Below are 16,231 nucleotides of genomic sequence, written 5' to 3'. Positions count from 1 at the left end.
CTTCACTGGAGCAAGTCACCAGAGCAGTCTGCAAGACTGCGGCGGAGACTTGTGAAGTGACAGGAAAGCTGCCAGACCGAACCCGACTAAACAGGGTGTGAGCAAAGGCGTCCAGAAAGGGATGACTGGAGGCAAAAGGGATAAGAGCGGCTAGCAGCCGGTCGTTCCCTTTTGCTGAAGTCACTCCCTTTTTGCCTTTGCGAACCCGACTAAAGGGTGTGAGAGCTAGCGGGAGAAATAGACCTCTGGAGCAAAGAACCAGAGAAGACTGAAAGTCTTCGGCGGGTCTTTGCGAAGAGGAGCTATTTCTGCTAGCCCGAACCCGACTAAACAGGCTGTGAGCAAAGGCATCTAGTCTATGCTCAAGCGAAATCAAAATTACTATGACAAAAAGGAGTAAGTCTTCAAATGAAGGCCTACTCCTTTTCTTCTCTCACCAGACCATGTTTAAAGGCATAGATGGTTGCTTGGGTACGGTCCGAGACTTCTAATTTAGAAAGAATATTGGAAACATGGGTCTTAACGGTTTTTAGCGTTATAAACAAAAGATCTGCAATTTCTTGGTTGGACTTACCTTCCGCAATTAAAGCGAGCACTTCCAATTCACGCTTGGTCAAGTCATCATGCAGCTGGCGTTCTTTAGCCTTGTGCTTGTCTTCTTGCATCTTCTCTGCCACGGCCTGGGTCATCACTTCTTGGCCTGCCATAACCTGGCGAATGGCTTGGGCAATTTCCTGGGCAGAGGAAGTCTTCAAGATATAGCCCTTAGCCCCTGCTTCTATAGCGGGATAGAGCTTATCGTCATCTAAGAAGCTAGTTACCATGAGAATCCGAGCTTCTGGCCAATCAGCAAGGATGGCCTGGGTTGCTTCTATGCCATCCATCTCGTCCATCACAACGTCCATCAAGATAAGGTCAGGGTGGAGGGACATAGCCTTGTCATAAGCTTCCTGGCCATTCACAGCCTCCGCTATGACCTCGATATCTTCCTGGATGGCTAAATAAGAAGCTACTCCGAGGCGTACCATTTCATGGTCATCAACAATCAATACTTTAATCATCTAAGTCTTCCTCTCTCTATCCTGGTCGAGGGCAATTTGAATCCTTACTTGGGTTCCCTGTCCCTCTTGGCTGATAATCTGTAAGTCCCCCGCCAGCTGGTCTACCCGTTCACGGATATGTTGGAGGCCATAACCTGCTCGTTGGCCGGGCTCTTGCTTGAAGCCCCTACCATTGTCTCGAAAGATCAAATAAAGCCGGTCCTGGCGGGTAAAAAGCTGGCACTCAATTTCACTGGCTTGGGCATGCCGCAAACTATTCGATAAAAGCTCTTGGACAATCCGGAAGAGATTATTCTCAATTTCTTTATCCAAGTCTCCCACATCAAAGCGCCTGACAAAACGAATGGCTAACTTCCCTTCTAGCTCAGCGAAGAGGTGCTGGATGCCCTGAGCTAAGCTGCGATTTTCCAAGGCGATAGGACGAAGATGAAGCAGAAGGGCTCGCAATTCATTCTGTGCATTCTGAGCCAGCTGAGCAATTTTCTGACGCAGGTCAGCTTCAGGCCCAGCCGTTTGTTCAGAGACCTGGTCGAGCGTCGCTAGCAGCATCGTCATCGCAAAGAGTTCCTGGCTAACGGAATCGTGGAGCTCTCGAGCCACGCGTTGGCGCTCAGCTTGGATAATTTCCGCTTCCGTCTTCCCGATGCTCGCCTGGTCTAGCTGGAGGTGAAGATTCTGCTGCTGGAGGCGTTCAGCTTGGTTATAAGCTTTTAACCGGTCCAGACTCGCCAGTAAGTCAGGGCTCAAATAGAGGTTCTCCTTCAAGTTCAGACGATCTAATTGGTGAATATGGCCTTGACTGAGCTGGTTGAGATAATAAAGCAATAGGTCTTCATCGCGAAAAATTAAGCCATACAAGCATAGGGAAAGGACAAAAGCCAAACAAGCTGGCAATAAAAGAAAGACCAAGCTAGCTGGCAAATCCTGCCAAGTCCACTGGATAGGAGTCAGCCAGCCTAGTTCCAAGCAAAAGTAGAGGATTAGGGCAAATAAGGCATAGGCAAAGATCAAACAAGCGATAAAAATGGAAAATAAACGTCGCCATTTCATAGGAAGACCACCTCTACTTCTCCCCAAAATTGGGTCAAGTCAATAATCACTTCCCGGTCATCATCCAAGTCATTATCCGTCCTTAAGGTCAAGCGTTGGTTGTTCAAGCAATAGGTCTGCCCCTGCCAAGTCAACTGGGTCCGATAGGCTTGGATGTTCAATTGGCAAGCCTGGGCTTGGGGGAGCACCAATTTAATCCGACCATGAAGCTGGCTAACCGCTAGCCACTGCTTACCTTTGACAGGTAGTTTCTCAGTCAGATCAATGAAACGGTAGGCATGGAGGGAATAATCATGGAAATTATTCCAATCATATGTCTTAACTGGAACTGTCTTGAAGCCAAACCAATCATCCAATTGAAAGAAAGCCCCTTGCCTTTGACCGATTCCCTCTTCTCCCTGAATCAATTGGAAGTCACTTGTATCCCGTCTTTCTTTCTGCCAGAGTTGAAGGCCAATGATCAAGCCAGTGAGCGATAGGATCAACCAAAAATGCGCCAGCTGGAACAAGGTCAAACAGAGGATAAGCAAGGCCAAAAAGAACAAGGGTAGACGGATATAGGCTGGCCATGTCTTCCCTGCCGGTAGCTGGAAGAGCAAGGCCAACAAACTAATCGCTAAGAAAAATATGAGAAAAATACCCAAGGCTTGAGAAAAATCATAAAGAAGCAGGCCCACAATAAAAACGGCCAATAACTGGCAAATGAACTTCAAAACCATCCCTCCTTTCTTTCTATTATAACAAATCCTGAGTCCAAAGAATAAAAAAAGCTGGAAGCTAAGTCCCAGCCTTCAGCCCCCTTTGTCGTTAGCTTTGCTTTCTTAATCCACACTCGAAAGTTCTGTTTGTGTGTTGAATGCCGCTAACCCACCCTGGGAGGCCCTATTGATATGTTGGTGGCTGCAAAAACACAATCGGGCGCTCTGTTTGTGCCCTGCCTCTTGCTAACCCACACTCAGACGCTCTGATTGAAGCTTGGCCAATTGTTTGAACCAGACAGCAGCCCTCACACCCTAATCGGGTTCGGTCGCGCAGCCTCCTTGCCACTTCACAAGTCTCCGCCGCAGTCCTTCAGACTGCTCTGGTGACTTGCTCCAGTGAAAGGAAGCTAAACGCGCGCCCTCTCACCCTGTTTAGTCGGGCTCAGGCTGGCAGAAATAGCTCCTCTTCACAAAGATCGGTCGAAGGCCTTCAGCCTTCTCTGTCTCTTTGCTCCAGAGGTCTATTTCTCCCGCCAGCCTTCACACCCTGTTTAGTCGGGTTCGCAAAGGTAGAAAGGGAGTGACTTCAGCAAAGTGGAACGACCGGCTTGCAGCCGATCTTTTCCTCTTTGCCTCCAGTCATCCCTTTCTGAACGCCTTTGCTCACACCCTTTTTAGTCGGGTTTGCAAGAGCAGACTTGAAGTGATTTCGGCTCATCGAAACGTCTGACTGATGTCAGCCTTATTCGATGAGCCTCCAATCATTCAAGTCTAAGCGCTCTTACTCACACCCTTGTCTTTACTCAGCTTTTTCTACTGCGGTTATTTTCAGGGCGAGTTCGCCGCCTGGGGTTTCGAAGCTGACTTGGTCGCCTACTTTTTTACCGATTAAGGCTTGGGCGATAGGTGATTCGTTGGAGATCTTACCTGACAGGGGATCAGCTTCAGCCTTACCGACGATGGTATAGGCTTCTTCATCGCCGTCAGGCAATTCAACGAAGCTTACCTTACGACCGATTGACACTTCATCGCTAGCTAATTCATCAGGATTAATGATTTCAGCATAGCGGATCATTTTTTCTAATTTAGCAATTTGTCCTTCGACAAATGCTTGCTCGTCCTTGGCTGCCTCATATTCAGAATTTTCTGAGAGGTCCCCATAGGAGCGTGCAATCTTAATCCGACTAACCACTTCTGGTCGTTTATTTACTTTTAAATCTTCTAATTCTGCTTCAAGGCGTTCTTTGCCTTCGATTGTCATTGGATAGCTTTCTTCTACCATGAATCTTACTCCTTCATCAATTAAATTAAAAATCAATAGCAATAGGGTACCACTTTCGTGGCCCTATTGCAATATAAGAATGGCTTATTTTAAGATATCTTTTATTTTAGTTTGTAATAAGTCGATGGCGACATAGTTCGAGCCACCTTCTGGAATAATCAAGTCAGCAAACCGTTTAGTTGGCTCGATAAATTCCTCGTGCATGGGTTTAACCACAGACATGTACTGGTTAATGACAGAGTCTAAAGACCGTCCCCGTTCGGCCATGTCACGCTTAATGCGGCGGATAATCCGAATATCCGCATCCGTATCGACAAAGACTTTAATGGTCATCAAGTCTCTTAATTCAGGGTCATAGAGAGAAAGGATGCCTTCTAAGATAATAATCTTCTTAGGTTCTACATGGACAGTTTCCTGGCTTCGATTGTGTTCAGCGAAATCATAGACCGGCATATCGATGGCTTGCCCTTGACTCAACTGGCTGATATGTTCCTTCAAGAGTTCCATATCGAAAGCCAGAGGATGGTCATAGTTGGTCTGCTGACGTTCTTCCATGGTCAGATGGCTCTGGTCCTTATAGTAGGCATCTTGCGGAATATAGACGATTGAAACGTCTTTAAATTCTTCCATAATGCGATTGGTAATAGTCGTTTTTCCGCTCCCGGTTCCCCCGGTAACGCCGATAACGATTTGTTGTGTCATAATGTCTCCCCTTAATTGCTTGTACTTGGTGCTTGTGATTGACTCTGGCTCGTCGCTTGACTGGTCTTAGGTTGGGCGAGCTTAGCATCCTCTTCGCTCACGTGTTCGTCCACTAGCTTGAGGTGGTCTTCATAGGTCTTGGAATAATAAACTTCACCCGTTGATAGGTCAGCCACAAAGTAATAGTAGTCATTTTCTTTAGGGTTGAGTACCGCCTTGAGCGATTCAGCCCCTGGGTTGTTATAAGGCCCGGGTCCTAAGCCTGGGTTCTTATAAAGATTATAAGGCGAATCAACCTGGGTATCCTTGATGGTCACATAAGACTTGTGCTCCCCTAAGGCATAATTGACCGAAATATCAGATTGGATAGGCATCTTATCCGCTAAGCGATTATAGAAGACCCCTGCAATCATGGCCCGGTCTTCAGTCGTAGAGGCTTCTGCTTCGACTAAAGAAGCCAGGGTAAAGATCTCATTCACGGATAAGTCAGAAGCTTGGAAGGCTGGCTTGTTGCTTTGGTAGAACTTATTCGTCTCATCTACCATCTGGGTCACAAAGGCTTCTAGGTCCTGACCTTCCCGCAACTGATAGGTAGCAGGGAAGAGGTAACCCTCCAATTTATAGCGAACATTATCATTTTCACTGACATCGGCTAAGAGTTCCGGATAAGTGGCTAGGAGCTTTTGGAAATACGCTGGACTAGTCACTAAGGCCATAAAGTCTTGGGCTGAGAAGGGCGTATTCTGCTCAATAATAGTCGCCATGGACTCAATGTCAGTTCCTTCTGGGATAGCGATCCCTGCTTCCATCTCCTTGGCACCCTGGGCCAGGTTTTCAGCGGCCTGGGCGAAGCTAGAATGGGTCTGCATCTTATAAGTTCCCGCTTGGAGGTTATCGATGGGGTTGAGACGCAGGTAGAGGCGGAAGATATCATCATTAAAGATGACTTGCTTGTCCTCTAATTCCTGGGCCACACTAGCCTGGCTAGCGCCTTGGGGGACTTCAATGACAATATCCTTAGACGGCTTAAAGCCCCCTGTCGATGCCATGACGCCAATATAAGCCGCAAAAGCCAGGACAATCACAATCAGGGTCACAAATAAAGAAGTGATTAAGCGGTTGGTTACAGACTTCCGCTTGGGCCCTTGCCCTTCTAAGTGTTCCTGTTCAGCGCCTTCTCGAGGCTGCCTTCTTGTTCTTTTTCTCATGTGAACGCTCCTATTCTCTGTTCTCTAATCGATTCGTGTCAGTGTGCCAATCACCAGCTAATCCTCGGACAGACCCTGTCGCCTGCCACATGATAAAAAAAGAGGCTGGCTTGACGCTGCCATCTCTCAGCCTCTTCTTTTCAATGCGTCTGTTCACCTAGCCCCACTACGCAAAAATCTCGCAGCGCGATAGAGGCTCTAGGCTAAATTACAGTTCATCAGATACAAAGGTATTTAAAACTTCCTCTACCATATCCCATTCTTCATCACTTTCGATAGGATAAAGGCTGCCGTTTAATTCATCATCATTCTCTTGGTATGAGAAGGCTTGAATTTCTAGCTCATCACTATCTCCTGAACCTGCTGGATAGAGGAGGACATAGGACTTGCCAAAATCATCGGATTCAAAAGTAAAGAGAATCTCATAGAGGCTCTCATTGCCATCTTCATCATAAATCGTAATTAATTCTTTATTGTCTTCACTTGCCATAATTTTCTCACGCTCTTTCTTGGTCTAAATAAGTCTGTAAGATAAGAACCGCGGCCAGCTTATCGATGACCTGCTTGCGCTTCTTGCGACTGACATCGCCCGCTTCAATGAGCATCCGCTCTGCCTGCATGGTCGTCAAGCGTTCGTCTAGGTAGACCACTTCCAGGCCAAATTCTTGCTTGACTAAATCGCCATAAGCACGCGAAGCTTCAGCGCGCGGACCTTCTGAATTATTCATATTTTTGGGCAGGCCAATCACGACTTTGCTGGCTTGGTAACTCTCAATCAGTTGGCCCAAGCGCTCTAAGCCAAATTCTTCTTGGTCTTCATTAATCGGGATAATTTCTAAACCTTGGGCAGTCAGTCCAAGGGGGTCGCTGACAGCGACCCCCACAGTTCTTGAACCAACATCTAATCCTAAATACCTCTTCATTAGACCTCGCGCCCACTCTTTTCCATATAACTGCGAATTAATTCTTCAATAATTTCGTCACGTTCATGATAACGAATTAGGTTGCGGGCCTGGTTATGACGAGGAATGTAAGCAGGGTCTCCTGATAAGAGATAGCCTACAATCTGACTACTTGGATCATAGCCTTTTTCTACAAGTGCATCATATACGATATCCAGTGTTTCACGAACATTTTTTTCTTTGTTTTCATCAAACTTGAATAGAACTGTTTCATCTTTGACACTCATACCTTATCGCACCTCCAAATCTTTTAACATCATTTTAACCAAAATATGACAGAAGTACAAGAAGCTTGGTCCTATGTAATCAAAACTTAAAGTTGGGTTAACAAAGTTTTGACTTCAGCTAGGGCATCGGGAATCCCGGCTGGGTTCTTCCCACCGGCTTGGGCCATGTCTGGACGGCCCCCACCGCCCCCATTGATCTTAGGTGCGATTTGTTTAATAATTTCCCCTGCTTTAAGGCCCTTGTCAATCAAGTCAGCCTTAACAGCAACTAAGAGATTGGCCTTGCCCTTACTTGACGTAGCCAGCACCAGGAGGTCAGAGTCTGTTCTTTGTTTCCATTCATCAGAAATCTTGCGCAAGTCGTCCATCGAGCGGTTAGGCAGTTCTTGGGCAATCAAACGAATACCCGCAATGTCTTCCACATCTTGGAAAATATTCTTAGCTGCTTGGGCATTGGCCTTGGCATGGAGGGATTCAATTTCCTGGCTCATTTCCTTATTCTGTGCTTCAAGCTGCTTGATTCGGTTCAAGATACCGTCTCTTTCCTTGGCCTTGCTTTCTTGGCGGATATCTTCCAGCAAGCTTTCCAGGCCTTGGAAGTACTCGATAGCTGCTTTAGAGGTCAGGGCTTCAATCCGGCGCACGCCTGAACCAACCCCACTTTCGCTGATAATCTTGAAGAGACCAATTTCAGCAGTGTTTCTAACATGGGTCCCCCCGCAGAGTTCAATCGACCAATCCGATACCTTAACCATACGGACTTCATCGAGCTTGTCATACTTGTCTGTAAAGAGGGCCATAGCCCCTTCTGCCTTAGCGGTATCCGCATCGGTAATCACAGTTTTAACAGGAATACTGTCATAGATTTTTTGGTTGACCCGGTCTTCAATGGCTTGGAGCTGGTCAGCTTCGATATGGCCAAAGTAGGTAAAGTCAAAGCGGAGGTAACGGTCGTCTAAGAGAGAGCCCGCTTGGTTGACCTGGTCGCCGAGCACATCCTTCAGCGCCTGATGGAGCAAGTGGGTAGCGGTGTGGTTCTTGCGGATCAAGCTGCGACGTTCCTTGTCTACGACGAGACGGACTTCTTGGCCCAGGTCTAGGGCTTGGACCGTTTCAATTTCATGTAGGTTTTGGTCATTTGGAGCATGTTGGACATCGGTCACATGGGCCAATAATTCGCCGGCCGGGCTATAAATAGCTCCCGTATCTCCCACTTGGCCCCCACGTTCACCGTAGAAAGGTGTCTTATCAGCTAGCAGATAAGCGACGCTATCAGCGGGAACATGGTCCACTAATTGGTCCTGATAGACCAGGGCATTAATCTGACCCAGGCTTTCGCTTTCTTGGTAACCGGTAAATTGACTTGGCACGTCCAAGTCCGACAGAATAGTGGATTGGACGGCTAAACCGCCCATTTGCTTACGGGCAGCCCGAGCCCGTTCACGTTGGGCTTGCATTTCTTCATTAAAGCCGGCTTCATCAATCCCCAAACCTTCTTTTTCCAAGAGTTCTTCGGTCAATTCGAGGGGGTAGCCATAGGTATCATAGAGTTTGAAGGCATCTTGGCCCGAAAGCACTTTTTCATTATTTTCTTTAAGCGTTTTGACCATATCATCGAGGATAGCTTGCCCTTCTTCAATGGTTTCTTGGAAGCGTTTTTCCTCCTGACCAATGATGGTTTCGATGAAATCCGCTTGCTGGCCAATATTCGGATAATGGCTGCCCATGACCTCTGCCACTACAGGGACCAGCTTAGCTAAGAAAGCTTCTTTAATACCTAGCTGCTTAGCGTACATGACAGAGCGGCGGATTAAGCGGCGGAGGATGTAACCGCGTCCTTCATTCGAGGGTAAGGCGCCGTCACCAATAGCAAAGGTCACCGCCCGCACGTGGTCCGCAATCACTTTGAAGGCTGTATCGCTAGCCGCATCTTCGCCGTAATGGTGACCAGCCGTCAGCGGTTCGATAGCCTTAATAATAGGGACAAAGAGGTCGGTTTCAAAGTTTGTTTCCGTATTTTGGATCACACTGGTAATCCGTTCCAAGCCCATGCCCGTATCAATATTCTTTTGTTCTAGGGGTTGGTAAGTGCCATCTGCCATGTGGTTGAATTGTGAGAAGACAACGTTCCAAATTTCTAGATAACGTTCATTCTCACCACCTGGATACATTTCAGGATCATCATCTGCTAAGTCTTGGAAGGCCTCTCCCCGGTCAAAGAAAATTTCGGTATCAGGGCCACAGGGACCAGCACCTAGGTCCCAGAAGTTATCCTCCATTGGAACAAAATGATCTTCACTCAGTTGGGTGGTTTCCCGCCAGATTTTTAAGCTCTCTTCATCATCTGGGTGGTAGGTCATGTACAGGCGGTCCTTGTCTAAGCCCAGCCACTTATCGTCAGTGAGGAATTCCCAGGCCCAAGGCAGCATTTCTTCTTTGAAATAGTCACCGATAGACCAGTTCCCTAGCATTTCAAAGAAGGTTTGGTGGCGGGCTGTTACCCCTACATTCTCAATATCATTGGTCCGGATACACTTCTGCGCGTTGGCAATCTTCGGATTTTTAGGTTTTTCGGACCCATCCAAATAATGCTTGAGTGCGGCCACACCAGAGTTAATCCACAAGAGCGTTGGATCGTCTTGGGGCACCAATGACGCACTCGGATAGATATCATGGGCCTTACTTTCCCAGAAATCTAAGAATAATTGGCGAATTTCTGCACTAGTTAATTGTTTCATCTTATCCTCCTAAAAAAATAACGGCGCTATTACAATAAAGGGCGCTTAGAACGCGGTACCACCTTTATTGTAATATCACCGTCTTTGATATTACCACTTCATTAGCTTGTTAACGCGAGCGCGGCAAACTTTCATTTGCGAGTTTAAGAAGAGAGCGTCCAAAAGGGGTGAACGCTTGCACTATCCGTTCTCGCTACAGGTCCCATGGATAAATTCTTCTCTAGATTTCAAATCATTAATGATTATAAGGCCTCTAGGTCGATCCTGTCAAGTGAGGAGCGGATTCTTCTAGAAGTCATAAGGGCTGACCCCTGCCATCCCAATCATGGGATCGATCTGCTGGCTAGTGACAAGGTCGGGTGTTAGAAGCTTTGGACCAGGGGCCGTCTCTGCAGCCACGATCGGAGCGGAATCTCCCGCCTCTGGTGGGCGGTCCGCTGGCTTCTCTGCCGGCTCACTTGCCGGCCTTTCCTTCCCTGCCCGAATCAATAAGAAGTCATAGAGCTGGGTCTGCCGGCTTGCTCCCTGGTGTTGGATAGCATGGGCGAAGGCAGCCTCTTCCCCGCACATAATCAAGGACTGCTTGGCCCGAGTAATGGCGGTATAGACCAGGTTGCGCTTGAGCATGCGCTGGTGCTGGTGGACCAAGGGAAGGATCACGATGGGAAATTCCGATCCCTGGGCCTTATGGATAGAGGTACAGTAAGCCAGGGCGAGCTGCTTCCAGTCCGTTCGCGCATAAGTCACCTCGACCTCATCGAAGGCTACAACAATTTCGTCAGACTTCGACGCCGTTTCCTTGGCGAAAAAAATGGCTACAATTTCACCCATATCGCCATTAAAGACATTTTTTTCTGCTTGGTTCTGGAGCTGGAGGACCTTGTCCCCTACCCGGAAAATCTTCTCAAAGTAAACGACTTCTCGCCTGTTATTGTCGGGATTCGGATTCAAGCGTTCCTGGAGGACTTCATTGATGTGATCAATCCCCGCTTCCCCCTTATACATCGGGGCCAGGACCTGGACATCACGCAGGGGATAGTCCTTGGCTAGGGCCCGTTCAGCAACTTGGGCGACGATTTCTGGAATTTGCTGGCTTCGCGCCTTGATAAAGGACCGGTCAGCATGTTGGCGGGTCAAATCAGGCGAGAGCAAGCCCTGCTTGATTTGGTGGGCCAAGTGGGTAATCGAAGAATCATCACTCTGCCTAAAAATTTCGTCCAATTCTCGGGCTGGAGCAACCTGGGCCCTTAAGATATCGGCGAGAACTTGACCTGGCCCGACTGAAGGCAGCTGATCCTCATCCCCCACAAAAATAACCTGCATATAAGGCGGAATACTCTCCAAGAGCTGGTAGGCCAGCCAGGTATCCACCATGGACAGTTCATCCACAATCAAGAGGTCAGCTTCTAGCATGGCGCCAATGCCTTCCAGACCCTCATCAGATTCATCCTTGGTCAGACCCAGCAGGCGGTGGAGGGTTGAGGCAGGAAGACCAATGACTTCAGACATCCGCTTGGCTGCCCGTCCAGTGGGGGCTGCGAGGGCAATGGGGAAACTATCTTCGACATAATCTTCCTCGGCTAGAGATAGCTTGTGGAGCTTGGCATAAACCGCAACAATTCCTTTAAGGACGGTCGTCTTCCCCGTCCCTGGCCCCCCTGTCAGGACATAGAATTTAGAGCGGAGAGCCTCTTTAATCGCTTGCTTTTGCGCCTGACCGTATTTGATATTCCATTCAATCTCGACTTGGTCTATGGCCTGGTCTATGGCTGCCTGGTCTAAGTCTTGGCCTAATGGGGAGGCAATCATATCCGTTAACCGCCGGGCAATGGTCTCTTCTTGAACAAAGAGATGGGGCAAGGCCACCCGGCTCGACCCCTCAGGACAGACTAGGAGGCCCTCTTCCAGGAGTTTATCCAAACTGGACTGGACCGCTTGGCAGGATACCCGGTCTTGGTAGAGGCCCATATTGGCCTGGTCTGTTGCAATCTGAACCAGCTGGTCGGCTTCCACATAAGTATTGCCTGATTGGTAACAGATTTCATAGAGGCAGTAGTCTAAAGCGCCCGCTAAACGCTTGGGGCTATCATAGGCCAGGTCCAATTTGGCTGCCAATTGGTCCGCCCGCTTGAAGCCGAAGCCCTCAATTTCACGCACCAATTGATAGGGATTCTCTTCAATCACTTCCACCGCCTGGTCCCGGTATTTTTCGTAGATCCGAGCAGACAGACTGGAGGAGAAGCCCCACTCCGACAGCTGCATCATCACCCGTTGGCTGCCTTGGTCTTGCTGGATCAGTTCTACCAACATGGTCCGTAATTTCTTAGACAGGCCCTTGACCTCCTTCAAGCGGTCGGGTTCAGTCAAGATCACATCGATAGCTTGGCTCCCAAGCACTTCAACGATCCGACTAGCCAAGGTCTTGCCGATGCCCGGAAACTGGGCAGAAGAAAAGTAACGAACCAAGCCATTCTTACTGGTAATCTTAACCGGTTCAAAAGATTGAACCTGAAACTGGAGACCATATTTAGGGTGTTCCACGAGCTGGCCATTGAATTGATAGGCTGTTCCTTCTTGAATGGAGACAAAGTTCCCTGTGACAACAATTTTCTTCTCTGAGTACATGGTATTGGTTTCTTCTACAGAGATTTGCATCACCTTGTAATAATTACTGGGGTTCTCAAAAAAAATCGCTTGGATCTCCCCAATGATATAGTCTGGGCTATCTGTCTGGCTCACCTGCCTCCTCCTTTCCTTGTCTCTTGATCAAACTTTTAACATACGCCTAACATTATAACATAAGGCCCTGGCATTGGAAAAAGCCCCAGCTGACTGACTGGAGCTTAATATCAAGGCTATTGGTATTGGAGGCGTTGGTCGCCTTGGTAGGCGGCATCGATGGTCCCCCCACCTAGACACTCTTCCCCCCGGTAAAAGACAATGGCCTGGCCAGGCGTAATCGACCGGGCAGCTTCCTTGAAAGTCACCTTGGCTGTACCATCTGCTTGGATTTGGACGCGGACAGGCAGGTCTTGTTGCCGGTAGCGGGTCTTAGCCGTACATTCAAAGTCCGTCTCTGCCCAGTCATCCTGGGTGAAAGAGAGGTCAGAGGCTGCCAACCAATCCGCATAGAGCATAGGATGGTGGAAGCCTTGGCCGACATAGAGGACATTCTTGGCCTGGTCCTTACCGATCACAAACCAAGGCTCATTGCCCTTGCTCGTGCCGCCAATGCCCAAGCCCTTGCGTTGGCCAATGGTATAGTACATGAGCCCGGCATGTTCCCCCATGACCTGACCATCTAAAGTCAGCATCTTACCAGGCTTAGCGGGCAAATAATTGGAGAGGAAGCTCTTAAAATTCCGCTCACCGATAAAGCAAACACCTGTTGAATCTTTCTTATGGGCGGTGGCCAAGTGATTATCTTCCGCAATCTTACGGACCTCCGCTTTCTCCAAATGGCCAATCGGGAAGAGGGCCTTCTGCAATTGCGCTTGGGACAACTGGTTGAGGAAATAGGTTTGGTCCTTATTCGCATCCTGGCCTCGCAGCAAGTGGACAGAACCAGCCTCATCCCGGCAAACTTGAGCATAATGGCCCATCGCGATATAGTCCGCTCCCAGCTCTTCAGCATACTGCAAGAAGGCCTTGAATTTGATTTCTTTATTGCACATCACATCAGGATTAGGGGTCCGGTCCTTCTTATACTCATCTAAAAAATAAGTAAAGACCCGGTCCCAATACTCTTTCTCAAAGTTAACCGAATAGTAGGGAATTCCAATCTGTTCAGCTACCTTGGCAACATCTTGGTAGTCTTCGGTGGCTGTGCACACACCATTCTCATCCTTCTCGTCCCAATTCTTCATGAAGAGGCCGATGACATCATAGCCTGCCTCTTTCAATAAGAGAGCGGAGACGCTGGAATCAACACCCCCAGACATCCCAACAATGACACGTTCTTTTTTAGCTTCTGACACAAGATCACCATCTTTCTTTATATATTTACGATTGAAGGTCGCATTTGTCTTGTGTAACATCTTCATATTTTACGAGCTCCGAGGGGAAATTTCAAGTCAGATTATCCCAAGCCTTAAAACTAGCAAATCGATGGACAAATAAGGGCTTTCATGTTATAACACTCCTAGGGGTTAAACTGCACCATGTAAAGAAAGAAGGCAAGAATGTCATATGTTAGAAAGTATTAAAATAAACAACGAAGTCATCGAATTGCTCCAATTCCTCTGGCAAACAGTAGCAGCTGGTAATAAGGTGAGCGATTCCTATATCTCTGATATTGTATCCAATCCTGCCATGCAAGCTGTTTATACGGACGACTTCAGCCAAGAGACCGCCCGTATGGTGCTTTCGGCTATCGTTAATAAGGAACCTTTGGCAGAAGCAAGCCCAAAAGCCAAAGAATTCTACGACTTTAATTTCTTCAATGCGGATGATCCCGGTAATGTCGAAATGATGCTCCCCATTGTCAAACAATTAAATGTTAACCAATTGAAAGAAGAATTTCAAACGGAGACGGCCTATAATCAGTTGGTCATTAATTTTGTGGGGGCCTATGACATCAGCCATATCACTGAAGGAAATACCTTAACCATCAATTTCTTTAAACTCAATGTGGATTGGTCAAACATGGACCAGGCCTTAATCGAAGGCCAAAGCCTTGAAGACTTTATCCAAGACAGGGCCAAAGAAATCCTTAACAAGGACTAAGTAAAGACAAAAGAGACTGGCGCTCATTCCACAAGCGTCCAGTCTCTTTTTGTCTTCCGAGAGGCCGATGAGAAAGTTTAGTCTTCATCAGCAAGTTTTTCTATGATCTTGTACTGCTCCATATCCTCTAAAATAAAGGCTAGAGGCTCAATAAAATCAGCCATCCCTTCAGACTTAAACACATTGACCGTTTTCAAGCCTTTTTGATTGGTGACATTCATTTTAAGACCGCTTAAGTCTTTATCAACAGTAATCTTTAAGCGAACAGCCCGGGAACTGGCAAAGTCGGCTTTGACTTCTTGGTCGTATTGGAAGTTACCCGACTTACTTTCGACAAAGTTATAGTCACGCAGGCTATACTTCTTGCAGTCCGGATGTAACTGATAGACTTGGGAGCCCCCAGGTAATTTTGCTGTTTTTGGATAAGCCATAGAAACCTCCTTATGATTCAAAACTGGCTAGCAGGTCGAGCACTTGGTCGAGATCGGCTTGAGACGTTGCGGGATCAAAAGATAAACGCAGGCTTTGACGAATGCGATCATCCGCTTCCCCATAGAGGTTCACCAGGACACGACTAGGCTCCAAGCTCCCCGCGCTACAGGCAGATCCTGCCGATAAATAAACCTGGTTGAGGTCACATTTAATCAGGGTTTGGTCGCTCGGATGACCAGGCCAATAGATATTCAGGATATTGGCTAATTCGGCTTGCTCAGGGCCATTGATTCGAAAGTCGAGCCCCCTAGCCTCTGCTCCATCAAGAAAATATTGGCGTAAGCTTTGTAATGTCGCCATCCGCTCAGTCAGATTGTCTTTGGCCAAGTCAACCGCCTTGGTTAAGCCAGCGATTAGCGGATAACTCTCCGTGCTAGCCCGCTTACCATGTTCTTGGCTTCCCCCGGGTAAGAAAGAGGTAAAGTTATCCTTACTATTGCGGTAGTAGAGGAAACCAATTCCCTTGGGCCCATGAATTTTGTGAGCAGACAGGGCCAAGGCGTCGATATGGAAAGCTTCCACATCGATAGGCACTTTCATATAAGTTTGCACCGTATCGCTATGGAAGAAGATTCCTTTTTCCTGGCAGATTTGGCCAATTTCTTCAATAGGCTGCAAACTCCCTAATTCATTATTGCCGTGCATAATGGAAACCATAATAGTATCTTCTCCTATGGCTGCTTCAACCGCCTTGGGATCAATATGGCCTTCTGCATCGAGATCCAAATAGGTCACTCTAAAGCCCTGGTCTTCCAAACGGCGCATACACTGGTAAACGCTGGAGTGTTCGACCTTGGATGAAATAATATGGCGTCCTTTGTCTTTTAAGCGGTCTGCCGTCTCTAAAAGAGCAGTAGTGTTGGCTTCTGTCCCGCTCGAGGTAAAGATAATATCTTCAGCTTTGGCATTGAGCGTTTCTGCAATGGTCCGCCGGCAAGCTTCGATTTTATGACGGACTTCCCGCCCCAATTGATAGGTAGACGAAGGGTTACCAAAATCATTGCTAAAAGCATCCGCCATACAAGCGACAACCTCTGGATGGACTGGAGTAGTTGCTGCATAATCTAAATAAATGGCCAATTC

15 protein-coding genes are annotated in these 16,231 nt (G+C 47.7%); 1 reads left to right on the top strand and 14 read right to left on the bottom strand.

Annotation, left to right across the window (positions count from 1 at the left end; all coding sequences use genetic code 11):
* Positions 1–416 precede the first annotated feature (416 nt).
* The 12 genes from F6I03_RS00320 to mnmA form a co-directional block, all read right to left on the bottom strand.
* Positions 417–1,061: a response regulator transcription factor gene (locus F6I03_RS00320; RefSeq protein ID WP_070430406.1), complete on the bottom strand. Its 645-nt coding sequence runs from the start codon at positions 1,059–1,061 to the stop codon at positions 417–419.
* Positions 1,062–2,111, bottom strand: a complete 1,050-nt coding sequence (locus F6I03_RS00315) for a sensor histidine kinase (RefSeq protein WP_070430405.1) — start codon at positions 2,109–2,111, stop codon at positions 1,062–1,064. It lies immediately after the preceding gene.
* Positions 2,108–2,824, bottom strand: coding sequence for a LiaF domain-containing protein (locus F6I03_RS00310; protein WP_070430404.1), 717 nt, complete (start codon positions 2,822–2,824; stop codon positions 2,108–2,110). The genes F6I03_RS00315 and F6I03_RS00310 overlap by 4 nt, the downstream gene beginning before the upstream one ends.
* A gap of 787 nt (positions 2,825–3,611) precedes the next feature.
* Positions 3,612–4,094 carry a transcription elongation factor GreA gene (gene greA / locus F6I03_RS00305; protein ID WP_070430403.1) on the bottom strand — a complete coding sequence of 161 codons (483 nt, stop codon included), beginning with the start codon at positions 4,092–4,094 and terminating at the stop codon, positions 3,612–3,614.
* An 84-nt stretch (positions 4,095–4,178) separates the two neighbouring features.
* Positions 4,179–4,796, bottom strand: coding sequence for a uridine kinase (gene udk, locus F6I03_RS00300; protein WP_070430402.1), 618 nt, complete (start codon positions 4,794–4,796; stop codon positions 4,179–4,181).
* An 11-nt stretch (positions 4,797–4,807) separates the two neighbouring features.
* Positions 4,808–6,004: an endolytic transglycosylase MltG gene (gene mltG / locus F6I03_RS00295; protein WP_083290506.1), complete on the bottom strand. Its 1,197-nt coding sequence runs from the start codon at positions 6,002–6,004 to the stop codon at positions 4,808–4,810.
* A gap of 208 nt (positions 6,005–6,212) precedes the next feature.
* A complete protein-coding gene (locus F6I03_RS00290) occupies positions 6,213–6,494 on the bottom strand; it encodes a DUF1292 domain-containing protein (protein ID WP_070430401.1) in 282 nt (93 codons plus the stop codon).
* A 7-nt stretch (positions 6,495–6,501) separates the two neighbouring features.
* A complete protein-coding gene (gene ruvX / locus F6I03_RS00285; RefSeq protein WP_070430400.1) occupies positions 6,502–6,927 on the bottom strand; it encodes a Holliday junction resolvase RuvX in 426 nt (141 codons plus the stop codon).
* On the bottom strand, positions 6,927–7,193 hold the full coding sequence (locus tag F6I03_RS00280) for an IreB family regulatory phosphoprotein (protein ID WP_067971750.1): 267 nt from the start codon (positions 7,191–7,193) through the stop codon (positions 6,927–6,929). Before F6I03_RS00280 ends, ruvX begins: the two co-directional genes overlap by 1 nt.
* Before the next feature lie 86 nt (positions 7,194–7,279).
* Positions 7,280–9,931, bottom strand: a complete 2,652-nt coding sequence (gene alaS / locus F6I03_RS00275) for an alanine--tRNA ligase (protein WP_070430399.1) — start codon at positions 9,929–9,931, stop codon at positions 7,280–7,282.
* 288 nt (positions 9,932–10,219) lie between these two features.
* Positions 10,220–12,670 (bottom strand): ATP-dependent RecD-like DNA helicase, encoded by a 2,451-nt coding sequence (locus F6I03_RS00270; RefSeq protein WP_070430398.1) that lies wholly within the window; start codon positions 12,668–12,670, stop codon positions 10,220–10,222.
* A gap of 116 nt (positions 12,671–12,786) precedes the next feature.
* Positions 12,787–13,974, bottom strand: coding sequence for a tRNA 2-thiouridine(34) synthase MnmA (gene mnmA / locus F6I03_RS00265; RefSeq protein WP_371325721.1), 1,188 nt, complete (start codon positions 13,972–13,974; stop codon positions 12,787–12,789).
* A 145-nt stretch (positions 13,975–14,119) separates the two neighbouring features.
* Between mnmA and F6I03_RS00260 the strand changes: the two genes are divergently transcribed.
* Positions 14,120–14,656: a hypothetical protein gene (locus F6I03_RS00260; protein ID WP_070430397.1), complete on the top strand. Its 537-nt coding sequence runs from the start codon at positions 14,120–14,122 to the stop codon at positions 14,654–14,656.
* Positions 14,657–14,733: 77 nt separating this feature from the next.
* Here the strand turns inward: F6I03_RS00260 and F6I03_RS00255 are convergent, their stop codons facing one another.
* Together F6I03_RS00255 and F6I03_RS00250 are read right to left on the bottom strand one after the other, a co-directional pair.
* Positions 14,734–15,087 (bottom strand): hypothetical protein, encoded by a 354-nt coding sequence (locus F6I03_RS00255; RefSeq protein ID WP_070430396.1) that lies wholly within the window; start codon positions 15,085–15,087, stop codon positions 14,734–14,736.
* A 10-nt stretch (positions 15,088–15,097) separates the two neighbouring features.
* Positions 15,098–16,228: a cysteine desulfurase family protein gene (locus F6I03_RS00250; protein ID WP_070430395.1), complete on the bottom strand. Its 1,131-nt coding sequence runs from the start codon at positions 16,226–16,228 to the stop codon at positions 15,098–15,100.
* Positions 16,229–16,231: the final 3 nt, after the last annotated feature.

Origin of the sequence: Aerococcus sanguinicola, assembly GCF_008726925.1 — a bacterium.
In the GTDB taxonomy this organism is placed as follows: Bacteria; Bacillota; Bacilli; order Lactobacillales; family Aerococcaceae; genus Aerococcus.
The sequence above is the reverse complement of the archived record's forward strand: the minus strand, read 5'-3'. Positions and strand labels throughout refer to the sequence as shown.